A 23709-nucleotide genomic window follows, 5' to 3' on the forward strand; every position below is an offset into this window, starting at 1 on the left:
AACGGTGCATCAGAACCAGTCGGCGACAGTCTTCTTAGCAGAGCCTGCGGCGCCGCCGACCGCGTCGGCCGCATCACCGACCGCACGGGCCGCATCACCGGCGGCATGGGCGAACTCGCCCGGATCGACGGTGATCTCAAGCCCCACCGCACCCCCCATGGCGGGCGACAGGCCCGCTTTGCCGCCGATCTTGTACTCACCGGTGGTTTCGTCCTTCTTGTAGCCCCACCACGCCTCCGCTCCCACGCCTTTCCACCCCTCGGCGGTCCCCCCGAGGCCGATGCCCGCGACTTCAACGCCCGCAGCCGAGCCCCCCTTGGCCCCGGCGAAGGCCTTGCCGCCCACGGTCAGCTCGTTCTTCGTCGCCTTGAGGCTGCCCGCCGCCTCCCCGCCGGCGAACGCTTCCAGGCGGCTGTAAGCGCCGACGTGCCCGTACTCGACCCGGCCCTCCGTCAGCCCTCGGAGTCCCGCTGACACCTCGGTCTTGGCGACGAGCCCCTCCCCGGTGATGCCGAGGTTGGCAGTGGCGCGAGCTCCTCCGTAGCCGTCAGCAACCCCGGAGAGGGTCATATCGCCTCGGGTCAGCGTTCCGTCAGCCGTGGCGTGGAAGAGGTCCGCATACGCCTTGACGGTCCCCTCCTTGCCGTACTTGGGGCCGGTGACGGTAAACCCGAGATCGGGACCTGTCAGGGAGGACTTGCCGTCGGATATCCACCCGCCAGGTCTCGTGGCGGTGCCGTCCTCGACCGCACCGGCTTCGGCCAGGCCGCCCACACCGTGCGCGTTGAACCCACCGAAGCCGTCACCGTCCATGGACGTGTCCGCGGCCGCCCTGACCAGTGCTCTCCTGACGCCTTGGTCCGCGGTGTCGACAGCCCTCACGGCGGAGGCGATCGCCTCCGCCCACTCCTGGGCGTGCTGCCGGGAGAGAGCGATCGCCCGCTCGCGGTCCGGATCATGGTCGAAGGCGGTCCGAGCCTGAGGCGAAAGCTTGTCGTCACCGATGTATTCGACCCTGCCGTCGAAGGCGACCCGGTAGTCCTTCGCTTCGGCATCGGCGACGAGGTCCTTCACGGCCTTCTGTAATCGGGCCAACTCGCCGTGCGCCTCCTCCAGGAGCCCGGCGACGGCGTGTGCTTCCTTCTCGGCCGCCGCGTATTCGAAGGAAGTCACCCGGGAGGACGTCCGGTGGGAACCGAAGGCGTCGCCCTGCCAGTTGCCGTTCCCCAGGGCGTTCGTCACGTGCGTCGCATAGTCGTCCCTCAGTTCGCCGAAGCGGTCGCCCATCCTCCGCCACACCTCGGAGGCCTTCAGGAGCGATGACAGATCCGCGCTGATGACATCTTGGTAGGTGAGTGTCACGAGAGGTACCGGTCACATCCTGTCGAAGGGGCTGGGCGGTGCCACCCGCACGGAATCGAGCTCCGAGGATGTGCTGAGCTCGTGGCCCCGGAAGATGTCTTTCGCCTCGCCCAACGCCGCCTGCTCCCTGCCCAACCGGGCCATGAGCCGCCCTACCTGCCCCCGCCATGTGCTCATCGCGTCGGACAATCCGGCTGCGGACGCCCACTCCGACAGGCCCTCCAGCCCCGTGTCCGCCCTGAGCACACTCGGCGTCGGCAGAACGGGAGTCACAGGAACCGGCCCTGCCCCACCGCCTTCGGCCATGCGGCCGGCATCGGCGGTGTTCCTCGTGAGGTGGTCGCGTATGTACGCCTGCGCGCGCGCCTTGTCCGCGGCGGTGGTGGCCAAAGTTCCCGCGCCGCCGCCTGCCCCGCCGCCATCCAGTTGAGCCAGTTGCATCTTCTGTTCTGCAACGCTGCCGGAACTCATCGACCCGCACACCCCCGCGTCTGCGCGCACGCCGGACAACAACCTCGGACGTGGCACCCGGTTTCGATGGCACGAACCTTACCGGCCGGACGATCACATGACACGAGCCTTCGGGATATTTCTTCGCGCCCGCTAATTAAGGGGAGTTGGAGGATCCGGTCGAACAGTCCGCGACTGGGCCGACGCGGCGGATGCTCACCTCGGGGTCGCGAGCACCTGGGTCCAGTAGGGGCCGCGCGGGGAGTCGGCGATGCCCACGCCCACGTGCGTGAAGTCGCAGTTGAGAATGTCCTGGCCGCGCCCCGGGCTGGTGCGCCACTCCTCGACGACCGCCGCCGGATCGCGCGTACCGGTCGCGATGGTCTCGCCGACCGCCGACCAGTCGTAGCCGGTGGCCTCGACCCGCTCGCCCATGTCCCGGCCCGCGGAGTCGGTGTGGCCGAAGTAGTCGCGTGCGGCCATGTCGGCGGAGTGCTGCTGGGCGACCCGGGTCAGCCGGGGGTCGGTCGCGAGCTGCGGGCAGCCGTTGGCGGCGCGCAGGGTGTTGACCCGGGTGACCACGCGGGCGTCCGGTCCGGGGCGCGGTGCGGCGGTCGCGCGCGACGCGGTGGGCTTCGGGGCGGCGGTGGGCGTACGGCTCACGGTGGGCGTGGGCGTCGGTGGGGGCGTGGACGGCGCGGGGCCCGGCTCGGCGGGGGCGCTCGCGGCCGGCGGCGTGGGGCTGGGGGCGGCGCCACGCGACTCGGGCGGGGCGGGTGCGGAGGGCCAGACCAGTACGGCGAGGGCGGTCACGGCGGCCGCCCCGGCCAGGAGCCCGGCCGCCTTGCCCGCCGAGAAGGCGGCCGGGGCGGCGTGCGACGCCGCCTGCCCCGTCGCGGCGGCGGTGGCCGGTGCGGCCGAGGTGGCGACGGCCGCCGCCGCGTGCCCGGTGTCGTAGAGCGGCACCACGAGGGCGAGCCCGGAGAGCAGTCCCTCCGCGGGGACCAGCCCCGTGCTGCCGTCGGAGCAGGCGGCGCAGCCCCGGACGTGGCGGGCGATCCGCTTGCGCCACAGGGGCGTCGGCGTACCGTCCCAGTCGCCCACCAGGTCCGCCAGGGCCGGGCAGCGGGGGTCCGAGGCCAGGGCCCGGACGACGGTACGGCCGATGTCGAGCTGGTTCTTCACCCGTTGGACGCGTACGGCGGCGTGCTGCGGGGAGAGGCCGAGCGCCTCGGCCAGTTCGGGCCGGGTGAGGTCGCCGGTCGTCTCCAGCCACCACAGCGACAGCACGTCGCGTTCGGCGTCGTCCAGCCACCGGGTCGCTTCGGCCGTCTCGCGCCGCTGGCCGGAGAGTTCCAGGCGCAGGATCGTCAGGTCGACGAAGTCGGCGGCCGGGTCGGCGGGCTCGTCGGTCTCCTCCAGCGGGGCGGGTCGGTGGCCGAGGTGGGACCAGCGGCTGCGGACCTGGTTCATGGCGATGGCGACGAGCCAGGAGCGGAAGCGGGCCGGATCACGCAGGGCGGGCAGGCCGGAGAGCGCCCGGAGCATGGTCTCCTGCACCACGTCGTCGACGTCCGGGTGGCCGTTGAGGGCGCGCCCGACGACGTTGTAGACCAGGGGGAGGTACTGGGCGGCCAGCCGTTCCCCGGCGGCCCGGTCGCCGTTCCTCGCCGCGAGGACCAGAGCGGTGCCCTCCACGCCCGTCACACCCACCACGTCCTTCGTTCTGTTCACCATCTGCGTTCGGTCGCCCACATGCGCCCCGCCGCCTGTCCGCGCGTTCCGGTTCGCCACCGTACGTGGGGCAGGTCACGTCCGGGAGTTCTGTTATCCGGCCGCTCTCCGGTGGTCACCCAGTATGCGGGGGCCCGCAGACCGCCCCGCCGGGAGAGTGCCGGAAACGGGAGGGACATGTCGCGCAGAGCGGACTCCGACAAGACACGCGCCACCGCACGGCCGGACCGGGAAGACGGAGACCGGCCGGACCCGCCGGACCAGCCGGACCCGCCGGACCGGGGAGGCCGGCCGGACCGGGACGACCGGGACAGTCGGGACGACCGGGGGCGGACCGCCGCCGACGCCGACGCACGGCCGGACCAGCCGGGCGCCGACGCCGCCTCCGCCGAACCCGTACGCACGGAGGAGGCGCACATCACCGCCGCGCGCACCGGCCGGGCCCTCACCACCTCGGCTCTGCACGCGGCGGCGACCGGCGCCGACACCTTCCCGGCGGTCCTGCGGGAGGCGTTGGGCCGGCGCGGGCTCTCCCTGGAACGGGTGAGCGAACGGCTCAAGGCGCGCGGCATCACCATCAGCCAGGCCACCCTCAGCAGTTGGCAACGCGGTCGCAGCCAGCCGGAACGGGCCCGTTCGCTGCGGGCGGTGGACGTGCTGGAGGAGATCCTGGACCTCCCCGCCGGCACGCTCCGCTCGCTGCTCGGGCCGCGCCGCCCGCGCGGCCGGACCACGCCGCCGGGCGCGGAGGGCGCGGCGCTCCAGATCCTCGGGGAGGACTCGGTGGTGGAGAAGGCGCTCGGCGCGCGGTTCCGCCACTTCAACCAGGAGACGAGTTCGCTGATGGTGCACGACATCGTGCGGATCGGCGAGAGCGGCACGATGAGCGGGTTCTCCACCACCAACGTCCTGCGGGCCGGCCGGGCCGGGGCCGACCGGGCGCTCTTCGTGCTCAGCTTCGACGACGAGGCGGCCGAGCCGGTCGACATCCGGGTCACCTGCGGCCGGCTGGCCGAGGCCACGTACCTGAAGGGGCTCAAGTCCCTCGTGCTGGAGATCCACTTCGGACGGAAGCTGGCCAAGCTGGACACGACGGTGGTGAGTTACGCGGTCGAGGTGAGCCCGTCCCTGACCCCGGCGACGCACTACGAGCGCTGGTCGCGGACCAACCTCCACGAATACCTCCAGCAGGTCTACTTCCATCCCGGCGCCCTGCCGGTGGACTGCCACCGCTACGTCCGGGAGAAGGTCGGCGTCCCGCCCCGCGCACAACGGCGTATTCCGTTGGGAGCCGCGCACGACGTCCACGTCCTCACCTCCCGGTGCAAGCCCGGCGTGCACGGGGTGGCGTGGGAGTACGGTCCGTGAACGGAACGACGGTCCCTGAACGGGAATGACGGGCCGCGAACATGGAGACGGGAGGCCGCCCAGGATGAGTGGACGGCCTCCCGTGTTCTGGGGGGTGGCCTTCGGCCGGTCTCGTGTGTCGCGGACTACTTCGTGTTGAGCGTCAGCCCGTAGTACGCGAGGGCGTCGTCCAGCGGCTGGAAGTAGGACGAGCCGGGCGAGTTGACCTGGCCGCTGCAGCGCTGGTTGGTCGGACCGCCCGACGTCATGCCCTGGGCCTGGTCGCCGGAGACGTACGCGCCGCCGCTGTCCCCGCCCTGGGTGCAGACGCTGGAGCTGGCCAGACCGGTCACGACGGTGTCCGGGCCGCCGTTCTGGTCGGTGTAGGTGACGCTCACGTTGTACGAGCCGACCTTGCCGCAGGTCCAGCCGGTGGTCTGGCCGGACTTGCAGAGCGCCGCGCCGGAGGGGGCCCGCTTGCTGCCCTTGACCGGGACGGTGCCGGCCTTGCCGTACGTGGTGATGTCGAGGCCGATCGAGTTGCCGGCGTCGACGGAGGCGATGCCCATGTCCACGCTGCGGGTGCCCAGCGCGAACCGGGTGTGGGTGCCCTTGGCGAACCGGGTTCCGTTGTAGGCGAGGGCCGGCAGGTCCTCGATGCAGTGCCCGGCGGTCACGAGCACCTGCTTGCCGTTGCGGTCCTTGGCGCCGTAACCCACGGAGCACAGGTAGCCGTTGAAGGTCATCCGGCTGCCGGGCGGAACGACGGCCTGGGTCTCCAGCTTCTCCTGGCCCTTGACGACGCGGACGGCGTCGCCGTTGCTCCGCGCGGTCGTGAGGAAGCTGCGGGTGGCCGCGTCCGACGCCCCGTTCACCTCGACGGTCACGGTGTCCGACGCGAGGTCGACGGACCAGGCGGAGACCCCGGCCGGGGCGCTCTTGAGCGCCTTGGCGTCGAGCTGGGCCTTGATGCGGTCGAGTTCGCCCTCGCCGCGCTCGGGGACCCGGGCCCGGAGACCCGCGGCCCGGACGTCCTCGGCCGCTTCGGCGTCGGCGGCGTTGACGACCAGCGAACCGTCCTGGGCGAAGAAGGCCCCGAGCGTCTCGACCCGGTCCTTCCGCAGCTCCGCGAACCGGTCCCGCTGGTCGGCCTCGCGGTCGAGCCGCTCGGCGGCGGCCTTCTCGCTGACGCCGAGGGTGGTGGCGAGCGCCTTCAGCATCTCCGGCTGGTACGCCGGAGCCGATGCGGGGGCCGACGCCGGGGCCGAGGACTCCCCCGTCGTACCGGCGTACGCCCCTGTGGCGACTCCGGCCGACAGGAGGGCGCCGACGGAGGCGGCCACGATGTATCTGCGCGTGTTCTTCTTTCCGTGCTTCACGCGAATCCTTCCGCTACGCGGGCGAGCGTCCAGACAATGGGGGGGGTGGCCACACCGCGCCTGGGGAAGCGCGGTGTGTTCCATGGACACTGCCCGGCGGCGATGACATGTTCCTGTCGCCGCGCCTCGAACTCTGGCCCAGCCGGAACTGCCGCGACAAGGAGGGGCGGTGGGGCTCTTTTCTACAGAACTGGCCGAGAACTGTAGAGAAGACACCGGCCGTTCACCGTCCCGCACCCCGCCGGACCTGCGTGATCCCCCGTCGCCGTCCGCCGCCGTACGGTGGCGCGCGGCCCGTCGCACGGCCCCGGAAACGACGCGTCCCGCCCGGTCGCATGGACCGGACGGGACGCGCGAACCACCCGGCGAAACAGGTGGACTTACCGTCTCGGATGAACCAACACCCCGGCGGAAGGCACGAACTGCCCGGCGGGACGCGCGAACTATTCTGCGAGACGGGCCGACTGCCGTGCGGGAGGCTACTTCGCCGCGTCGAGCGCGGCCAAGGCCTGCGCCCAGCCGACGTACTTCAGCTCGGCGAGGTCGGCGACGGTCTTGATGCCGAACGCCTCCTTCAGCAGGTCGCCCTGGCGGTCCGAGACGCCCTTGAGCGCGGACACCGGCGCCGCCAGCACCTCGGGGACGCTCTTGTCCGCCCACGCCTTGTCCAGCACCTTGTCAAGATCGATCGAGGCCACGCTCGTTCCTCTCCTCCGACGCACGCCCCCCACGGGGCGCGCGGATACGACGGAGTGGGCACGGGCTGCCGCTCTCCGCCTTCCTCTACAGACGTGTAGAGCATAGGAGAGGAGAGGGCGGCAAAGTGCGGGGGCGAGGAGATCGGCCGTCAAAGTCCGAAAGCCGACGCTCCCCACCGCCCCGAAGCCCTCCCGGGCGACGCCGCCATGCGGAGGCGGCGCCCCCTGCTCCCGGTGCTCCCGGCCCCCGTCTCGCCGGGCGAGGGCGGCGCCCCGCCGGTGCCCCTGCGACACCTGCCCGGCGTCCGGATCAACGACGAACGGGCCAATCCGACCGGCTCGTTCAAGGACCGCATGGCGAGCCCGGCCGTTTCGTGGGCACGGGACAGGGGGTTCGGTACGGTCGCGGTCGCCTCGACCGGGCACGCGGCGGTCTCCACGGCCGCCTACGCTGCGGCGGCATGGGCGGTCCGCCACGGCCGCGACGACGGATACGCGCCGTCGTAGACCCAGTGGTACACGTCCCCCGGAACACCGCCGCGCGCCTCGTCCACCTGTCCGGTGAACGTGCGCAGGAAGAACGACGGGCCCTGCGATCGCCACACAAACGACGAGATCCCGTCCCGCCTTTCGGCGGGACGGGATCTCGTGACGTTCTTGAGAGCTACTCAAGAACTGTCGTTTGTGGACCTGTGGGGATTTGAACCCCAGACCCCCTCGATGCGAACGAGGTGCGCTACCAGACTGCGCCACAGGCCCTTGCGACGTGTGAAACTCTAGCACCCTCCAGGGGGTGGTTGGAAATCCGCTCCTCCGCTGGTCAGCGGTGCCGGGTTTCCGGGCTTCGCACGCGTCACTCGTTGGCCGCGCGCGGCCGGTCCTCGTCGTCGTACTGGTCGAAGAGCGGAGTCCGGCCCCGGTCGCGGTTGCGGCGGGACTCGCCGCCGCGGCGGCGCGGCGCCGGGTCGGCCTCGGGCGTCGTCGGGTGCGAGGTGCCCGTCTGCGGCTCGGCGGTGCTGGAGCGGGCCGCGCTCCACGTCTCCGGGTCCCCGACCTCGACGCCGCCGGTGGCCCGGGGGGCGACGGGTGCGGTGACATAGGTGGGCAGCGGTACGGGAACGGGCTCCCAGCTGTCGCCCTGGACGCGGCCGCGCTCGCGCTGCTGGTCCACCCACTCCGCGTGGTCCGTCTGCTCGACGAGGGCGCGGCGCCCGGCCTCCTGGGGGGAGACCGTGGGCGTGGGTTCCGGCTCCGCGGGGTGGGCTTCGGATTCGTCGTCCGGTTCGACCGCGTCGGGGGCGGTGGGCTGGTGCCGGCGCGGGCGGTTCTCACGCAGGCGCTGCGCCGCGTCCTCCGCCCGGCGGCGGTCCATCGTGAAGGCGAACCGGCGGCGCTCCTGGGCGCGCAGGTGCACGATGTACGTGCTCAGCAGCACGGCCGGAACGGCGGGCGCCCAGAGGAAGCCGAGGCCGCCGACCGCCGCGACGACCGCGCCGAGGGTGAAGGCCAGGAAGAGGACGACGGTGGTGCGCCGGCGCCGGGCCAGGACCTGGGAGCGCTGGGCGCGCCGGACCCGTTCGGCCTCGCCCGCACCGGAGCGCGGGCTTCGCCGGGCGGGGGGAACCTGCTCGGCGGGGCGCTCGCCGGACCGGCGCTCGGAGGCCGTGCGCTCCGGCGGCTGCTTCCCCGCTGCGCGGTCGTGCGCCGGACGGCCGGACGCCGGGGCGTCCTGCGCGGGCGCGTGCGCCGGGTCGCCCAGCCTGACCTCCGTATGCGCCGGAGGCGCGGCGAAGGCCCGGACGTCCACGGATTCCATACGGTCCGTTTCCCGGTCCGGGTCGGCGTCGGGCCCCGCCTCCTCGGCGGTGCGCTCCCGCAGCTCCTTGGCGTACCGGCGCTCCATCGCCGCCCGTCCGGACAGCAGCCGGATGGCGGTGCTGAAGCGCTCTGTCGGACGGGCTTCGTTCAGCTCGTCCTGCCTGCGGAGCCACATCGGCACCAAGTAGGCGGCCCAGGCCCCGACGATGACTGCGTAAATGAGGCCGCTGCTGCTCACGCTCACACCGTAGAGGGGTTTGCGCGGAAGGATCCGCCAATTGGCCCGGTGTGTCGCGCGAACCGGCTGATATCACTGACTTTTTTTGTGATGGTGCGATTGAACGGCCGCCGATCGGCGATCCATTACGGCCATCCGGCGATTAGATTCGAACACTTATTTTATTCTTCGGGATGCCGGGGGATACGGGGGGTCTCCGGGCGCGACCGGTGCCAGCGTCGGAGCATCCCCTCGGGCACCTCCTCGGCGGTGAGGGCGAAGATCAGATGGTCCCGCCAGGCGCCGTCGATGTGGAGGTAGCGCGGGCGCACGCCCTCCGAACGGAATCCGAGCTTCTCCACCACGCGGCGGCTCGGCCCGTTCTCCGGACGGATGCAGACCTCGACGCGGTGCAGGCCGACCGTGCGGAAGCAGTGGTCCACCGCGAGCGCCACGGCCGTCGGCATGACCCCGCGCCCGGCGACGCCCCGGTCGATCCAGTAGCCGACGTGGCCCGAGCACATCGAACCCCAGGTGATCCCCGCGACGGTGAGCTGGCCGACCAGCCGGCCCTCGTACTCGATGGCGAACGGCAGCATCCGCCCCGCGTTCGCCTCGGCGCGCAGATGACGGACCATCTGCCGGTAGGTGGGGCGCTGCGCGACCGGCGCGCCGGGGGCGGGCGGCGGAATGGTGGCCTCCCAGGGGCTCAGCCAGTCGCGGTTGCGCCGGTTGACCTCGCGCCACTCCCGCTGGTCGCGCATCCTTATCGGGCGCAGGACGATCGCTCCGTCCCTCAGCGTCACCGGCCAGGTCGCGATGTTCAGCTCGGGCTCCCCGGTCGGGGGTGGTCGCCGCCGCGGAGCTGGTCGACGGCGTGCACCAGGAGCCGGCCGAGGACGGCGAGCCCGTCCCTCACCCCGCCCGTGGAACCGGGGAGGTTGACGATCAGGGTGCGGGAGGCCACGCCCGCGAGGCCCCGGGAGAGGGCTGCCGTCGGCACTTTGGCCAAGCCCTCGGCGCGGATCGCCTCCGGGATGCCGGGGACCTCGTGGTCGAGGACGCGCCGGGTGGCCTCGGGGGTGGCGTCGGTGGGCGAGATGCCCGTACCGCCGGTAGTGACGATCACGTCGTAGCCGGCGGCGACGCCCGCGCGCAGGGCCGCCTCGACCGGATCGCCGTCCGGGACGACCTGCGGCCCCTCGACCGTGAAGCCGAGGCCGGTCAGCGCCTCGGCGATCAGCGGGCCGCCCTTGTCCGCGTACACACCGGCGGAGGCCCGGTTGGAGGCGGTCACGACGAGGGCGCGGTACGGGGCGTGCGGCGCGGCGGCTTCCCGCTCGGCAGCCTGCGCGGGCCGGTCGTGGCCGGTCGGCCCGGCTTCCCGTGCGGGCCGGCCGTGGGCGGTGCTCTCGTGCTCGGGCGGGGTCACGCGTCGCTTCCCTCCGGCTCGGCGCGCCGGTAGTCGCCGGACGCGCCGCCCGACTTCTCCTCGACCCGTACGTCGGTGATGACCGCGCTCTTATCGACCGCCTTGACCATGTCGACGACCGTGAGGGCGGCCACCGACACCGCCGTCAGGGCCTCCATCTCCACGCCCGTGCGGTCCGTCGTCCTCACCGTCGCCGTGATCTCCACCGCGTCGTCGGCCACGCCCAGGTCGACCTTCACCCCGGAGACGGCCAGCGGGTGGCAGAGCGGGATCAGGTCCGGGGTGCGCTTGGCCCCCATGATCCCGGCGATCCGGGCGGTGGCGAGGGCGTCGCCCTTGGGGACCCCCTCGCCACGCAGCAGCTCGATCACCCGCGGCGCGACGAGCACCCGGCCCGACGCGCGGGCGACGCGGGTGGTGACGTCCTTCGCCGACACGTCCACCATGCGGGCCGCGCCCGCCTCGTCGATGTGCGTCAGCCTGTTCTGCGTACTCAACTCACTCCGCCTAGCGGTAGGGGCGCCGGGAAGCCTCGGGCCCGGAGGGGGACCTCCGGAAGGCACGGCGGCAGATACCGTACCGCCACGGCGCGGCGGTCAGCGGAGCAGGATCACGTCCGTCTCCGTGCCGGGCTCGACCGAGGTGGTGTCCTCGTCCACCACGATCAGCGCGTCCGCCTGGGCGAGCGCGGCGATCAGGTGCGAGCCGGAGCCGCCGACCGGCGTCACCGTGCCCTCCTCCGCGTCGTACCGGCCGCGCAGGAACTGGCGGCGGCCCTCCGGCGAGGTCAGCGCCTTCTCCGTGTCCAGCCGGGCGCGGGCGGTGGGGCGGTGCACGTCCTCCAGGCCCATCAGCGCGCGGATGGCGGGGCGCACGAAGAGCTCGAAGGAGACGTACGAGGAGACGGGGTTGCCCGGCAGGGCCAGCAACGGGGTGTGGTCCGGGCCGATCGAGCCGAACCCCTGCGGCTTTCCGGGCTGCATGGCGAGCTTGCGGAACTCGACGCCGCTGCCCGGCTCGTCCTCGTCGCCCACGGAGGACAGGGCCTCCTTGACGACGTCGTACGCGCCGACGCTGACGCCGCCCGTGGTGACGACGATGTCCGCGCGGATCAGCTGGTCCTCGATGGTGGCGCGCAGCGTCTCGGCGTCGTCGCTCACCGCGCCGACCCGGTAGGCGATGGCTCCGGCGTCCCGGGCGGCGGCCGTCAGCGCGAAGCTGTTGGAGTCGTAGATCTGGCCGGCGGCCAGTTGCTCGCCGGGCTGGACCAGCTCGCTGCCGGTGGACAGGACCACCACGCGGGGGCGGGGCCGTACGACCACGGTGGCGCAGCCGATCGCCGCGAGCAGTCCGATCTGCGCCGGGCCGACGACCGACCCGGCGGCCAGCGCGAGGGCGCCCGGCTCGACGTCGCCGCCGGCCTCGCGGACATGGGCTCCCGCCGTGACCGGCCGGTGCACCCGGACCTCGCCGGTGGCGCCTTCGGGGGCGCCGCTGTGCGCGTGCATGGCGTCGGCCGGGCCCTCGCCCGTACCGCCGTCGGTCCACTCGACCGGGACCACGGCCTCGGCGCCCGCGGGCAGCGGGGCGCCCGTCATGATGCGGGCGGCCTGCCCCGGCCCCACGGCCTGGTCGTCGGCGAGCCCGGCGCTGCCCGCGGCCACGTCGCCGATGACGGTGAGCACCGCGGGGAACTCCTCGCTCGCGCCCTCGACGTCGGCCACCCGGACCGCGTACCCGTCCATGGAGCTGTTGTCGAAGGGCGGCAGGGCCACCTCGACGACGACGTCCTTGACGAGGACGCACCCCTGGGCGTCGGGCAGCTGCAACTCGATGGGCTCCAGCGGACGCACCGAGGCGAGGATGTCGTCCAGGTGCTCGTCGACCGACCAGATCCTGCTGCTCACGTAATTACATCTCCTCGGCGACGTACTTGCGCAGCCAGGTCCGGAAGTCCGGGCCCAGGTCCTCACGTTCACACGCCAGTCGGACGATGGCGCGCAGGTAGTCGCTCCGGTCGCCGGTGTCATAGCGGCGGCCCTTGAAGACGACGCCGTGTACGGGGCCGCCGATCGTCTCGTCCGCGGCGAGCAGTTGGAGCGCGTCGGTGAGCTGGATCTCGCCGCCGCGGCCCGGCGCGGTGTCGCGCAGTATGCCGAAGACGGCGGGGTCCAGGACGTACCGGCCGATGATGGCGAGGTTGCTGGGGGCGTCGGCCGGGTCCGGCTTCTCGACCAGGTCGGTGATGCGGACGACGTCGCCGTCGACGGTGGCGTCCGCCGCCGCGCAGCCGTACAGGTGGACCTGGGAGGGCTCGACCTCCATGAGGGCGATCACGCTGCCGCCCTCGCGCTCCTGGACCTCGACCATCCGGGCCAACAGCGGGTCGCGCGGATCGATCAGGTCGTCGCCGAGGAGCACCGCGAAGGGCTGGTCGCCCACGTGCGGCTCGGCGCACAGGACGGCGTGCCCGAGACCGCGGGGGTCGCCCTGGCGGACGTAGTGCATGGTCGCCAGGTCGCTGGACTCCTGGACCCTGGCGAGGCGTTCGCCGTCGCCCTTGCGGGTGAGCGCGGACTCCAGCTCGTAGTTCCGGTCGAAATGGTCCTCAAGGGGACGCTTGTTGCGGCCGGTGATCATCAGCACGTCGGAGAGACCCGCTGCCACGGCTTCCTCGACGACATACTGGATGGCCGGCTTGTCGACGACAGGCAGCATCTCCTTGGGAGTGGCCTTCGTGGCGGGCAGGAACCGGGTACCCAGCCCTGCTGCCGGAATGACGGCCTTGCTGATCCTGGGGTTCGACTGAGTCATGAGCAGACCTTAACGGCTGCACTCGGCCGGAAGCTGATATTCCGGTGAACTTCGTCCTTAAATATGCCCATAGGAGAGTCACGTGAGTCGCGTATGAACACCGACCACTCCGGCCATCGCGCCGATCCGTCCCCGAGCGGTTCCGCGAAGAGTCCGCTGCGCCGCGACCTGCTCGCCGCCCGTGCCCTCCTGACGAAGGACGACGTCGCACGGAACGCCGCGGTTCTCGCCCGGTCGGCGCTGGACCTGCCCGAACTGGCCGAGGCCCGTACGGTCGCCGCGTATGTGTCGGTGGGCCGCGAACCGGGCACCCGCGACCTCCTGGAAGCGCTGCGCGGTCGCGGGGTGCGGGTGCTGCTGCCGGTCCTCCTGGCCGACAACGACCTGGACTGGGCCGCGTACGAGGGGCCGGAGCACCTGCTGCCCGCCGGGCGCGGTCTGCTCGAACCGGACGGGCCGCGCCTGGGCCCAGCCGCTGTCGTGGAGGCCGGCGCCGTACTGCTGCCGGGTCTGGCGGTGGACGGGTCCGGGATGCGGCTGGGGCGCGGCGGCGGCAGCTACGACCGGGTGCTGGCCCGGCTGGCGGCCGCCGGGGCACGCCCCCCGCTCGTCGTGCTCCTGTACGAGAACGAGGTGGTCACGCGGGTCCCTTCGGAACCGCACGACCACCCCGTCGACGCGGTGGTCACCCCGGGCGGAACGCGCCGCTTCGCTTCGTGAGCGTCCCGGGAGCGCCTGACCCGGTGCGCTGCCGGGGGCTCCCGGGGGCGTGTGTCCTCCCGGGCCCCCCGGCCCGCCGGGCTTCACACGCGGCGGTCCGGGCCGCCCCTACGGTTTCAGCGTCAGCGTGTCGACCGTGGCCTCGTCGACCGCCTGCTTCCCGTAGGACCAGTCGAGCAGGTCGCCGTTGGCCCACTTGTCCGTCTGGTCGGTGTAGTGCGCGTGGAACGCGTGCCCGGAGGCCCCGCTCAGATTGATCCAGCGGGACTTGTCCCAGTCCCCCACGTTGACGACCATGCGCATGGACGGCACCCAGACGACCTCGTAGCCGCCCGCCGCGTTCCAGCCGGTGGCGTTGACCGCCGCCTCGCCGCCGCCGAGGTCCCAGGGGCCGCGGTTGAGCGCCCGCTGGAGCAGGCCGGGGCCCTCGGTGCCGAGCGTCTGGTTCTTCAGGGTCAGCCGGTGCAGCCGGCCCCAGCTCCAGGTGTCGATGTTCTTGCCGAGCTTGGAGGTCAGCTCCCAGCGGGCGTCCTCCATCGCGCGGGCGAAGAGGTCGTCCCGGTTCTCCAGGGCGTCCTCCCGGCCCCGGGCGGGCGCCTTCCACCACGCGTTGTCCTGGTCGTCCAGGATCTCGCGGACCACCTGGAACCAGCGGTCGCCGCCGTCCGGCTGCGCGGTGTCGCCGTCGCGCTGACCGCACTCGCGGACGAGCCGCTTCTGCTGGTCGGCCGGGCCGCTGTTCTTGGCCGGCGGGACGGCGATGCAGTCGCCCTTGACGCGCATCTCCTTGGGCAGCTTGTTGCCGAAGGCGAGCTTCAGGATGTTGCGCCAGACGCCGTTGAAGTACGCCGCGGCGGCCGAGTCGGGCGCCTGGGAGTAGTCCCAGCCCTCCAGCAGCTTCTGCGCCTCGCGGACGCTCGGGTCCGAGATGTTGATCTTCTTCAGCTCGGGCACCAGCAGCGCCGCGATCTCGCTGAAGTCGTCCATCTGCATCTTCTGCATGTCATCGGTCGAGACCTTCTCGCCGCCCTTGATCTTCTGGGTCAGCAGGTCGTTGATCCGCTGGCTGCGGGCGCCGTAACCCCAGTCCTTGGTCAGGAGGTGGGGATACTTCTTCTCGTCGATGACGGCCTGGTTGGCGGTGACGATGAAGCCGCGGTCCGGGTTGTACTCGTAGGGCAGCTCGTCGAAGGGGATGTAGCCCTTCCACGCGTACTTCGGGTCCCAGCCCGGCGCCGGACGCGTTCCGTCGTACCCGGCGGAGCGGACCGGGATCTTGCCCGGGGCCTGGTAGCCGATGTTGCCCTCGGTGTCGGCGTAGATGAGGTTCTGCGAGGGGACCTCGAACTTCTCGGCGGCCGCCCGGAAGGTGGTGAAGTCCTTGGCCCGGTTGATGTCGAAGATGGCGTCCATCGACTTGCCGGGCTCCAGCGCGGTCCACTTCAGGGCCACCGCGTAGCCGTCGGCCCGGTCGGGTGCGGCGTTGCTGACGGGCGCCTTCTGGCCGACCTTGTCCAGTTCCTTGCTGCGGTCGGAGACCAGGGGCCCGTTGTTCGTCTCGCGGACGGTGATCTTCCGGTCCTTGCCGCCGGCGACCTTGATGGTCTCCTCACGGGTCGTGAAGGACCGGGTCTTCCCGTCGTACAGGTAGCCGTCGTCGGAGACCTTCTCCAGGAAGAGGTCGGTGACGTCGGCGCCCAGGTTGGTCAGGCCCCAGGAGATCTCCTGGTTGTGACCGATGATCACACCGGGCATGCCGGAGAAGGTGTAGCCGGCCGTGTCGTACTGGCAGCTCTTGGACACCTCACGGCAGTGCAGGCCCATCTGGTACCAGAGGGAGGGCAGCATCGGCGCGAGGTGCGGGTCGTTCGCGAGCAGCGCCTTGCCGGACGTCGTGTGCTTCCCGTCGACGACCCAGGAGTTCGAGCCGATGCCGTTGCCGTTCGGGCCGAGCAGCGCCGGGATCTCGTCGAGGGTGTCGGAGAGGGCGGAGAGCTGGGTGTTCAGGCCGTCCGTGGCCCCCTGGGGCGTCGGGGAGCCGACGTTGTCCGAGGGCTTCGCCTCGGGGTCGAACTTCCCGGTGACCGGGGACACCGCGCCGTTCTGGACGATCGGCTGGTGCTCCTTGTACGGGTAGCCCGGGTACAGGTCCTCGATCTGGTCGCTGTCGAGACGGCTCGTCAGCAGCGAACGGTCGATCTCGTCCTGCATGTTGCCGCGCAGGTCCCAGGCCATCGCCTTGAGCCAGGCCACCGAGTCGACCGGGGTCCACTCGCCGGGCTTGTAGTCGTTGGTCAGGCCCAGCGCCGCGTACTCGACCGAGATGTCCCGGCCGTCCTTGCCCTTGAGGTACGCGTTGACGCCCTCGGCGTACGACTGGAGGTTCTTCTTGGTGCCCGCGTCCAGGACCTCGTCGTACTCCTTCTGCGCCACCTTCCGCCAGCCGAGCGTGCGCAGGAAGGCGTCGGTCTCCACCTGGCCCGAGCCGAACATCTCGGAGAGCCGACCGGACGTCATGTGCCGCCGGACGTCCATCTCCCAGAAGCGGTCCTGGGCGTGGACGAAGCCCTGGGCACGGAAGAGGTCGGCGTCGGTGTCCGCGTAGATCTGCGGAATTCCGTACGCGTCACGTTTGACCTCGACCTCGCCGGAGAGGCCGTCGAGCGTCATCGACCCGGTGGTCTGAGGGTACGAGGCCCGCACGGTGGACACGGACCAGTACCCCCCGTAGCCGACACCCGCGAGGAGCGCCAGCACCAGGACGAGCACGATCAGGCGGGCGCGTCGCCCCTTCTTCCTGCCGGGCTTCTTCGCGTCGGAAGGGCCGGAAGAGGCGGTTGTGTTGGCGGGCATCGCTGTCCTTCGAGGGGCAGGGTGGTCCTGGGAGTGCAGGAGCAACCATAGGCGCAGCGGAGAAGCCACTCGGACGCGGTATGGAGATGCATCCATTTGCGTCTTCCTCGCACGAACTCTCGAACCCGTCAAGAAATCGTTAAAGATTAGGTAAGGTAACGAAGTACCTGGCTGCCGGAGGACGATCCGGCAGGCGCACGCAGGGAAGGAACCTGGCCCTGACTGTCCACGCGCTCAACGAACTCCTGCTCGTCTGCTCGCTCGTGCTGCTCGTCGCCGTGGCGGCCGTACGGATCTCCTCGCGCAGCGGACTCCCCAGCCTGCTCCTGTACCTCGGCATCGGCATCGCCCTCGGACAGGACGGCATCTTCGACGTCAAGTTCGACAACGCCGAGCTGACGCAGGTGATCGGCTACGCCGCCCTGGTCGTCATCCTGGCCGAGGGCGGGCTCGGAGCGAAGTGGAAAGAGGTCAGACCGGTTCTGCCGGCGGCCGCCGTCGTCTCGACCGTCGGCGTCGGCATCAGCGTGGGCATCACCGCCGCGGCGGCGCACTACCTCGTCGGTCTGGACTGGCGTCAGGCCCTCATCGTCGGCGCGGTCGTCTCCTCGACCGACGCGGCGGCCGTCTTCTCCGTGCTGCGCCGGGTCCCCCTGCCGCCCCGGATCACCGGCGTCCTGGAGGCCGAGTCCGGCTTCAACGACGCTCCCGTCGTCATCCTGGTCGTCGCGTTCTCCGCGGCCGGACCGGTCGAGCACTGGTACGTCCTGGTCGCGGAGATCGCCCTGGAGCTGGCCATCGGCGCCGCGATCGGCATCGCGGTCGGCTGGCTGGGCTCCCTGGGGCTGCGGCACGTGGCCCTGCCCGCCTCCGGCCTCTACCCCATCGCCGTGATGGCCATCGCCGTGTCCGCGTACGCGGCGGGCGCCATGGCCCACGGCAGCGGGTTCCTCGCCGTCTACCTGGCGGCGATGATCCTCGGCAACTCCAAGCTGCCGCACTGGCCCGCCACGCGCGGTTTCGCCGACGGGCTCGGCTGGCTGGCCCAGATCGGCATGTTCGTGCTGCTCGGCCTGCTGGTCACCCCGCACGACCTGGTCGACGACTTCTGGCCGGCCGTCGTGGTGGGTCTGGTGCTGACCATGGTGGCGCGTCCGCTGTCGGTCTTCCTCAGTCTCGCGCCGTTCCGGCTGCCGGCCCGCGAGAAGGCCCTCATGTCCTGGGCGGGGCTGCGCGGGGCGGTGCCCATCATCCTGGCGACCATTCCGATGGTGTCCGGGGTGGAGGGCAGTACGCGCATCTTCAACATCGTCTTCGTCCTGGTCATCGTCTACACCCTGATCCAGGGGCCGACGCTGCCCTGGGTCGCGAGCAAGCTGAACATCGCCGAGGACCCGGCCGAGGCCGACGACCTCGGCATCGAGTCCGCGCCGCTGGAGCGGCTGCGCGGGCATCTGCTGTCGGTCGCGGTCCCCGCCAAGTCGAAGATGCACGGCGTCGAGGTCAGTGAACTCCGGCTCCCGGCGGGCGCGGCGGTCACCCTGGTGGTGCGCGAGAACAAGAGCTTCGTACCGTCCCCGGCGACGGTCCTGCGGCGCGGGGACGAACTGCTGGTGGTGGCCACCGATCCGGTGCGCGACCGGGCGGAGGAACGTCTGCGGGCGGTCGCCGAGGGCGGCAAGCTGGCCGGCTGGCTGGGCACCGGCGGGCCTCCCGCGTCCGGCTCGCCCGGCACGGTGGGCCCGTACGGCGGGTCCGCCATCCCGCAGGCGATGAAGCTGGCCAAGAAGCTGGGCGGGGCCGGCGCCGACACCCGGGCCGACACGAGCGGCGTGAACGCGAACGGGAGCGGCACGAGAACGCGCTCGTGAGTCCTCTGCGTACGTCCCCGAGCCCGCCACCGGGGAGGCCCGGGGGTACGGCAGCGGAGGGGGCGGGGGCGGGGCAGGGCTCCCGGATCACGCCGGGGTCCGGGGCCCCGGCAGGGCGAACCACCACCCATAAGGTGACATCAGAGGCGAAGCGCGACGAACGCGGCGCACATCACAGGCCACCCCGGGAGCCTCACACCCAATCGCAGGCCCACACGGGTTTCCGGCCTGTAGCATGAAGGCAAACCTGATCGACCAACTCTGTCTGAAGCAGAGCTGGCGCGACCGTATGGCGGTCGTGGTGCCTCTTCGCCCGGCGTCTCTCCCGCCGATGGCCGCGAGTCGCCCGGCATCTACCGCAGTTCCGCGCGAAGAGGACAGCTCTCGGCCGCTTCCGTCCGGCCCGCCCCACAAGGGCGCCGGGAAGCAGGGCTACCAGGCGGCAGAAAGGCAAGGACCGTGGCGACCACGGTCTCCGACCGCCCCGGATACGGGCAACTGCTGCGCACCCCCGGTGCGTGGACCTTCCTCCTCCCGGGCTTCGCCGCACGGCAGCCCTTCGCGATGCTCACCATCGGCATCGTCCTCCTCGTGCAGCACACGACCGGCTCGTACGGCAGCGCGGGCGCCGTCGCGGCCGTCTCCGGCGTCTCCATGGCGCTGTTCGCCCCGCAGAGCGGGAAGCTCGCCGACCGCTTCGGGCAGCGCGCCGTCCTCCTGCCCGGGGTCCTGCTCCACGCCGTCTCCGTGAGCGCCCTGACCGTCCTGGCGCTGGCGGACGCTCCCCTGTGGGCGCTGTTCGCCGCCGCCGTGCCGACCGGCGCCTCGATCCCGCAGGTCGGCCCCATGGTGCGGGCCCGCTGGGCGGCGATGCTGGGGGCCACCCCGGACCGGCCCGCGTCTCCGCTGATGTCCACGGCGGCCGCGTTCGAGTCGGTGACCGACGAGTTCACCTTCGTCCTCGGCCCGGTGATCGCCACCGCGCTGTGCACCGGCGTGCACCCGGCGGCCGGACTGGTCACGGAGGCCGCCCTCACCCTGGTCGGCGGCCTGCTCTTCGCCGCGCAGCGGGCCACCCAGCCGGCTCCCCGCCCCGCCGCGACGGCGGCCGAACCTCACGCCTCGGCGCTCTCCGTACCCGGCGTCCGCGTCCTGATCGTCGCCTTCCTGGGCATCGGCGCGGTCTTCGGGGGGATGCAGGTCTCCCTGACCGCGTTCTCCGAGGAGATCGGCCACCCCGGGGTGAACGGGGTGCTCTACGGCATCTTCGCGGCGGGCAACATGCTGGCCGGAATCGCCTGTGGCGCCATCGCCTGGAAGAGCGGCCCGCGCCGTCGGCTGATCGTCGGATACGTGGCCCTGACCCTGACCGCGTCCGGCCTGTGGGCCGTGCACTCGGTGCCGCTGCTGGCCGGACTCGGCCTGCTGGTGGGCCTCTGCATCGCTCCGGCGCTGATCAGCGGCTACACCCTGGTCGACTCGCTGGTGCCCGCGACCGCCCGGACCGAGGCGTTCACCTGGCTGACGGGCGCGGTGGCGCTCGGCCAGGCGGCGGCCGTGACAGCGGCGGGCCAACTCGCCGACGCCCATGGCGCGAGCACCGGATTCCTGGTGCCGCTGGCCGGAACCGCACTGGCCCTGGTGACCCTGCTGGCCCTGCGTTCACGGCTGGCTCCCCCGTCCGCGGGGCGCACCGTGGCGCGTGGGATCGGTCACCGCGAGCCGGTCACGGTGGACTGATCCGGCGGAATACGTCAGTATGGAGCGTCGTTAGCACTCATCGAGTGAGAGTGCCAGGAGGAGCAAGTGCCGACCTATCAGTACCAGTGCACCGAGTGCGGCGAGGGCCTCGAGGCGGTGCAGAAGTTCACCGATGACGCCCTGACCGTGTGCCCGAGCTGCGACGGACGCCTCAAGAAGGTGTTCTCCGCGGTCGGCATCGTCTTCAAGGGTTCCGGTTTCTACCGGAACGACAGCCGCGGCTCCTCGTCGAGCAGCACGCCGGCGTCGTCGTCCTCGAAGTCGTCCGATTCCTCGTCGCCCGCCTCGTCGGGTTCGTCGGGTTCGGACACGAAGGCGAGCGCGTCGTCGTCCGCCTCCTCCTCGTCGTCGGCCTCCACGTCGGCTTCGTCGAGCAGTACGTCGGCCGCCTGAGCCCGCGTACGCCCCACCCGCTTTTCCCCGGACCCCGCCGAGCACCTCGGCGGGGTCCGGGCGTTTGCCGGGGTCCCTGGGCGCGTGCCCGGGGTTCCGGGCGTTCAACGGGGTCCCTGGGCGTGTACCCGGAGGCGTACTCCCGGGGGCCGGGGCGTTTGCCGGGGCGTGTTCCCAGGGGCCGCGGCGTTTACCGGGGGCGTGCTCCCGGGGGCCGGGGCTTTGGCCGGGTACCCCTCCGAGGAGGCGCCTCGTACGGATACGGTGACCGCATGGCGAACGCAGATACGGGAACGGGCTCCGGCACGAGTACGGGCACGGGTGCGGGTATCGACACGGTGAGCGCGGACGCGGCGGGCACAGGCCCTGCCGCGGTCGACGGCCCGGCGGAGATCGGGGTCATCGGCGGCTCCGGTTTCTACTCCTTCCTGGAGGACGTCACCGAGGTCTCCGTGGACACGCCCTACGGCAAGCCGAGCGACTCGGTCTTCCTCGGCGAACTCGGCGGCCGGAAGGTCGCCTTCCTGCCCCGTCACGGACGCGGCCACCACCTGCCGCCGCACCGCATCAACTACCGCGCGAACCTGTGGGCCCTGCGGTCCGTCGGGGTCCGGCAGGTCCTCGGCCCGTGCGCGGTGGGCGGGCTGCGGCCGGAGTTCGGCCCGGGCACCCTGCTCGTCCCCGATCAACTGGTGGACCGCACCAAGGCCCGCGTGCAGACCTACTACGACGGTGAGCCCCTCCCCGACGGAACCGTGCCGAACGTCGTCCACCTGGGGTTCGCCGACCCGTACTGCCCCGAGGGCCGCAGGGCCGCGCTCGCGGCGGCCCGCGGACGGGACTGGGAGCCGGTGGACGGCGGCACCCTGGTGGTGGTCGAGGGACCCCGGTTCTCCACGCGCGCGGAGTCGCGCTGGCACGCGGCGATGGGCTGGTCGGTCGTGGGCATGACGGGACACCCGGAGGCGGTCCTCGCCCGGGAACTGGGGCTCTGCTACACCACGATGACCCTGGTGACCGACCTGGACGCGGGGGCCGAGGCGGGCGAGGGGGTCTCGCACGAGGAGGTCCTCCAGGTGTTCGCGGCCAATGTGGACCGGCTGCGCTCGGTGCTGTTCGACGCGGTGGCCGGGCTCCCGAAGACGGAGAGCCGCGACTGCGCCTGCGCCCGCGCGCTGGACGGGATGGACACGGGGATCGCGCTGCCGTAGCGGGCGGCCGGTGCGCCGGCCCGGCCAGGGCGTCGCGCCGGGGGCGGGCCTCGGCGGCGGGCTGCTGCTGCGGGCTGCGGCAGGCTGCGGCTCCAGCCGGGGGGCTGAGGATTTGGCTACGGCTGTCACGGGTGTGTGCGGGTCGCTTGAGGGGTGCTTCAAGGTGCGCTTCAGGGGGCCTGGCGTCAGCGAGCGACCTGGCAGCTCACCGGATCGGGTGACGGAGTTTTCCCGTACCGGTCGGCTGTCCACAGGCCCCAGCGGGATCTGCGCGGACGGAGGAGAGTGAGGGGAGTCCGGCCGGGACGACCGGCCCGGACTCCCCTCTTTCCTCTTTCGTGCGCTGCTGCTCGCGCTTCCCGCGCTGCTCCTCGCGCACGCCGACCCGACCATCGGTGGTGCCATGTCCCGGTCCTCGTTCTTTCCCCCGCCTCCTTCCGCCTCGCCCCTTCCTGCCGCCTCTCCGCCCTCTCCACCCGCCGCGACCTCCTCGTGCGCGCACGCCACGCACCGCTCCCCCGCCGCCGCGCCCGCTTCCCCGCCCCCTCCCGTGTCCGCCTGCGTGGGGCGCGGAGAACCGCCGCCCAGGCCGCCTTCGCCGGTACCCGCGCCGTGCGGGGTGGGGCCGTTCGCTCCGCTGCGGGTGCGCGGCGGTGGCGCGGACCGGCTCCGCCGGATGCTGCGTCGGCAGCGGCGCGCGGCTGCGGCGGGCCTCGCCCTGGCGGGAGCGGCACTGGCCACCACGGGTCTGAGCGGCGGCGACGGTGAGGCTCACTCGGCCCAGGCTCCTCCGGATTCCGGCCGGGCGTCCGTGCGGCTGGTCTCCGCCCCGGTGCGCATCGCGGATCCGGAGACGGTACGGCTGCTGCGGCCGGGCGACCGGGTCGATGTGATCGCGGTCGGAGGGGCGGGGGACGAGGCGCGCGTGGTCGCCCGGGGAGCGCGGGTGGCGAAGGTGCCGGGGGCTCCGGCGGGGGTGGACACCGGGCGGCCGGGGGCGGGTGCGAGCGCGGACGGAGTCGTCGCGGCGGAGATGTCTGACGTACCGGATGCGTCGGAGGTGTCGGAGGTGTCGGACGGAACGGTTCCGGGGGCCGGGGCGCTGGTGGTGCTCTCCGTGGAACGGTCGACGGCGACGGCGCTGCTGGGCGCGGGTGTTTCGGGGCGGCTGGCCGTGGCGGTGTCCGATGAGCGCTGACATCAGGCGGCTCACGGGTCCTCGGACGAACAGGCCGCCGGCCCGGCGGGCGGGGGCGACTCGCGGCTGGTCGGGCCGGTCCCGGGCAGCTTCCTGCCGGTCCGGTCCGACGGCTCCGCGCGCCGCCGGACCGGGGTGGACGCGCGCGGCTCTCCGCTGGTCCGGCCGAGTGCGGGCGCGGGTGGTTCCTCGGGTCGCTGCTCAGATGTGGTGGGGCGGCTTCTCGTCCAGGAAGCGTGCCAGGTCGGCGGCGCTGTCACCGGCCGGAGGCCGCTCACCCCACCCCTGGTCCGTATCGTCCGCCGACTGCCGGTCCAACGGATCGTCGAAGATCAGCGCGGGCTTGGGCTTCGGTTCCCGGTGCGGCCGCTCCCGCGGCTGCTGCTCCTGCTGCTTCGCATCGCGCGGTCGGGGGGCGGGGGCGGCACTCATGGCTCCAGGGTACGGCGAC

Annotated in this window: 21 protein-coding genes and 1 tRNA gene; 8 read left to right on the plus strand and 14 right to left on the minus strand. The window is 72.3% G+C overall.

The annotated features are described in order from the left end of the window. Positions 1-9 precede the first annotated feature (9 nt). From IF19_RS0107135 to IF19_RS0107145, 3 genes are all read right to left on the minus strand, one after another. Positions 10-1362: a hypothetical protein gene (locus IF19_RS0107135; protein ID WP_030115577.1), complete on the minus strand. Its 1353-nt coding sequence runs from the start codon at positions 1360-1362 to the stop codon at positions 10-12. 12 nt (positions 1363-1374) lie between these two features. Then, positions 1375-1833 carry a hypothetical protein gene (locus tag IF19_RS0107140; protein WP_128647543.1) on the minus strand — a complete coding sequence of 153 codons (459 nt, stop codon included), beginning with the start codon at positions 1831-1833 and terminating at the stop codon, positions 1375-1377. Between the two features lie 195 nt (positions 1834-2028). Beyond that, entirely contained in the window at positions 2029-3549 is a 1521-nt protein-coding gene (locus tag IF19_RS0107145) for a sigma-70 family RNA polymerase sigma factor (protein ID WP_030276194.1), read from the minus strand. A gap of 174 nt (positions 3550-3723) precedes the next feature. Here IF19_RS0107145 and IF19_RS0107150 point away from each other — a divergent pair, with 174 nt between their 5' ends. Next, positions 3724-4914, plus strand: coding sequence for a helix-turn-helix domain-containing protein (locus tag IF19_RS0107150; protein WP_234313168.1), 1191 nt, complete (start codon positions 3724-3726; stop codon positions 4912-4914). 125 nt (positions 4915-5039) lie between these two features. Here IF19_RS0107150 and IF19_RS0107155 read toward each other — a convergent pair whose 3' ends face one another. Further along, entirely contained in the window at positions 5040-6272 is a 1233-nt protein-coding gene (locus IF19_RS0107155; protein WP_030115583.1) for a S1 family peptidase, read from the minus strand. Between the two features lie 479 nt (positions 6273-6751). Continuing rightward, positions 6752-6970, minus strand: a complete 219-nt coding sequence (locus IF19_RS0107160; RefSeq protein WP_030115584.1) for a hypothetical protein — start codon at positions 6968-6970, stop codon at positions 6752-6754. A gap of 234 nt (positions 6971-7204) precedes the next feature. Here IF19_RS0107160 and IF19_RS0107165 point away from each other — a divergent pair, with 234 nt between their 5' ends. Next, a complete protein-coding gene (locus IF19_RS0107165; RefSeq protein ID WP_030115585.1) occupies positions 7205-7477 on the plus strand; it encodes a pyridoxal-phosphate dependent enzyme in 273 nt (90 codons plus the stop codon). 178 nt (positions 7478-7655) lie between these two features. On the opposite strand, the gene IF19_RS0107170 is transcribed toward IF19_RS0107165, so the two are convergent. The 7 genes from IF19_RS0107170 to galU form a co-directional block, all read right to left on the minus strand. Continuing rightward, positions 7656-7729, minus strand: a tRNA-Ala gene (locus tag IF19_RS0107170). A 94-nt stretch (positions 7730-7823) separates the two neighbouring features. Next, entirely contained in the window at positions 7824-9026 is a 1203-nt protein-coding gene (sepX, locus tag IF19_RS0107175; protein WP_030276196.1) for a divisome protein SepX/GlpR, read from the minus strand. A 161-nt stretch (positions 9027-9187) separates the two neighbouring features. Beyond that, entirely contained in the window at positions 9188-9811 is a 624-nt protein-coding gene (locus tag IF19_RS0107180; protein WP_030115588.1) for a GNAT family N-acetyltransferase, read from the minus strand. 17 nt (positions 9812-9828) lie between these two features. After that, complete coding sequence (locus IF19_RS0107185; RefSeq protein ID WP_030115589.1) at positions 9829-10302, minus strand: MogA/MoaB family molybdenum cofactor biosynthesis protein; 474 nt, start codon at positions 10300-10302, stop codon at positions 9829-9831. 131 nt (positions 10303-10433) lie between these two features. Next, a complete protein-coding gene (gene moaC, locus IF19_RS0107190) occupies positions 10434-10934 on the minus strand; it encodes a cyclic pyranopterin monophosphate synthase MoaC (RefSeq protein ID WP_030115590.1) in 501 nt (166 codons plus the stop codon). A gap of 99 nt (positions 10935-11033) precedes the next feature. Beyond that, positions 11034-12344, minus strand: a complete 1311-nt coding sequence (gene glp, locus IF19_RS0107195) for a molybdotransferase-like divisome protein Glp (protein WP_030115591.1) — start codon at positions 12342-12344, stop codon at positions 11034-11036. Between the two features lie 4 nt (positions 12345-12348). After that, on the minus strand, positions 12349-13251 hold the full coding sequence (gene galU, locus IF19_RS0107200; protein ID WP_030115592.1) for a UTP--glucose-1-phosphate uridylyltransferase GalU: 903 nt from the start codon (positions 13249-13251) through the stop codon (positions 12349-12351). 93 nt (positions 13252-13344) lie between these two features. Here galU and IF19_RS0107205 point away from each other — a divergent pair, with 93 nt between their 5' ends. Next, positions 13345-13971, plus strand: coding sequence for a 5-formyltetrahydrofolate cyclo-ligase (locus IF19_RS0107205; RefSeq protein ID WP_030115593.1), 627 nt, complete (start codon positions 13345-13347; stop codon positions 13969-13971). A 108-nt stretch (positions 13972-14079) separates the two neighbouring features. Here IF19_RS0107205 and IF19_RS0107210 read toward each other — a convergent pair whose 3' ends face one another. Continuing rightward, positions 14080-16824 carry a penicillin acylase family protein gene (locus IF19_RS0107210; RefSeq protein ID WP_030115594.1) on the minus strand — a complete coding sequence of 915 codons (2745 nt, stop codon included), beginning with the start codon at positions 16822-16824 and terminating at the stop codon, positions 14080-14082. Positions 16825-17102: 278 nt separating this feature from the next. On the opposite strand from IF19_RS0107210, the gene IF19_RS0107215 reads away from it, so the two are divergent. The 5 genes from IF19_RS0107215 (at position 17103) to IF19_RS0107235 (ending at position 23258) form a co-directional block, all read left to right on the plus strand. Continuing rightward, positions 17103-18695 carry a potassium/proton antiporter gene (locus tag IF19_RS0107215; RefSeq protein ID WP_030115595.1) on the plus strand — a complete coding sequence of 531 codons (1593 nt, stop codon included), beginning with the start codon at positions 17103-17105 and terminating at the stop codon, positions 18693-18695. A gap of 459 nt (positions 18696-19154) precedes the next feature. Then, a complete protein-coding gene (locus IF19_RS0107220; RefSeq protein ID WP_030119720.1) occupies positions 19155-20435 on the plus strand; it encodes an MFS transporter in 1281 nt (426 codons plus the stop codon). A gap of 66 nt (positions 20436-20501) precedes the next feature. Continuing rightward, positions 20502-20849: an FmdB family zinc ribbon protein gene (locus tag IF19_RS1000000135940; RefSeq protein ID WP_030115598.1), complete on the plus strand. Its 348-nt coding sequence runs from the start codon at positions 20502-20504 to the stop codon at positions 20847-20849. 272 nt (positions 20850-21121) lie between these two features. Next, complete coding sequence (locus tag IF19_RS0107230) at positions 21122-22060, plus strand: S-methyl-5'-thioadenosine phosphorylase (protein WP_030115599.1); 939 nt, start codon at positions 21122-21124, stop codon at positions 22058-22060. Positions 22061-22703: 643 nt separating this feature from the next. Beyond that, positions 22704-23258 (plus strand): hypothetical protein, encoded by a 555-nt coding sequence (locus IF19_RS0107235; RefSeq protein ID WP_172674271.1) that lies wholly within the window; start codon positions 22704-22706, stop codon positions 23256-23258. A 201-nt stretch (positions 23259-23459) separates the two neighbouring features. Here the strand turns inward: IF19_RS0107235 and IF19_RS0107240 are convergent, their stop codons facing one another. Continuing rightward, positions 23460-23690 carry a hypothetical protein gene (locus IF19_RS0107240; protein ID WP_030115601.1) on the minus strand — a complete coding sequence of 77 codons (231 nt, stop codon included), beginning with the start codon at positions 23688-23690 and terminating at the stop codon, positions 23460-23462. Between the last annotated feature and the right edge of the window lie 19 nt (positions 23691-23709).

Origin of the sequence: Streptomyces californicus, assembly GCF_000717645.1 — a bacterium.
In the GTDB taxonomy this organism is placed as follows: Bacteria; Actinomycetota; Actinomycetes; order Streptomycetales; family Streptomycetaceae; genus Streptomyces; species Streptomyces californicus.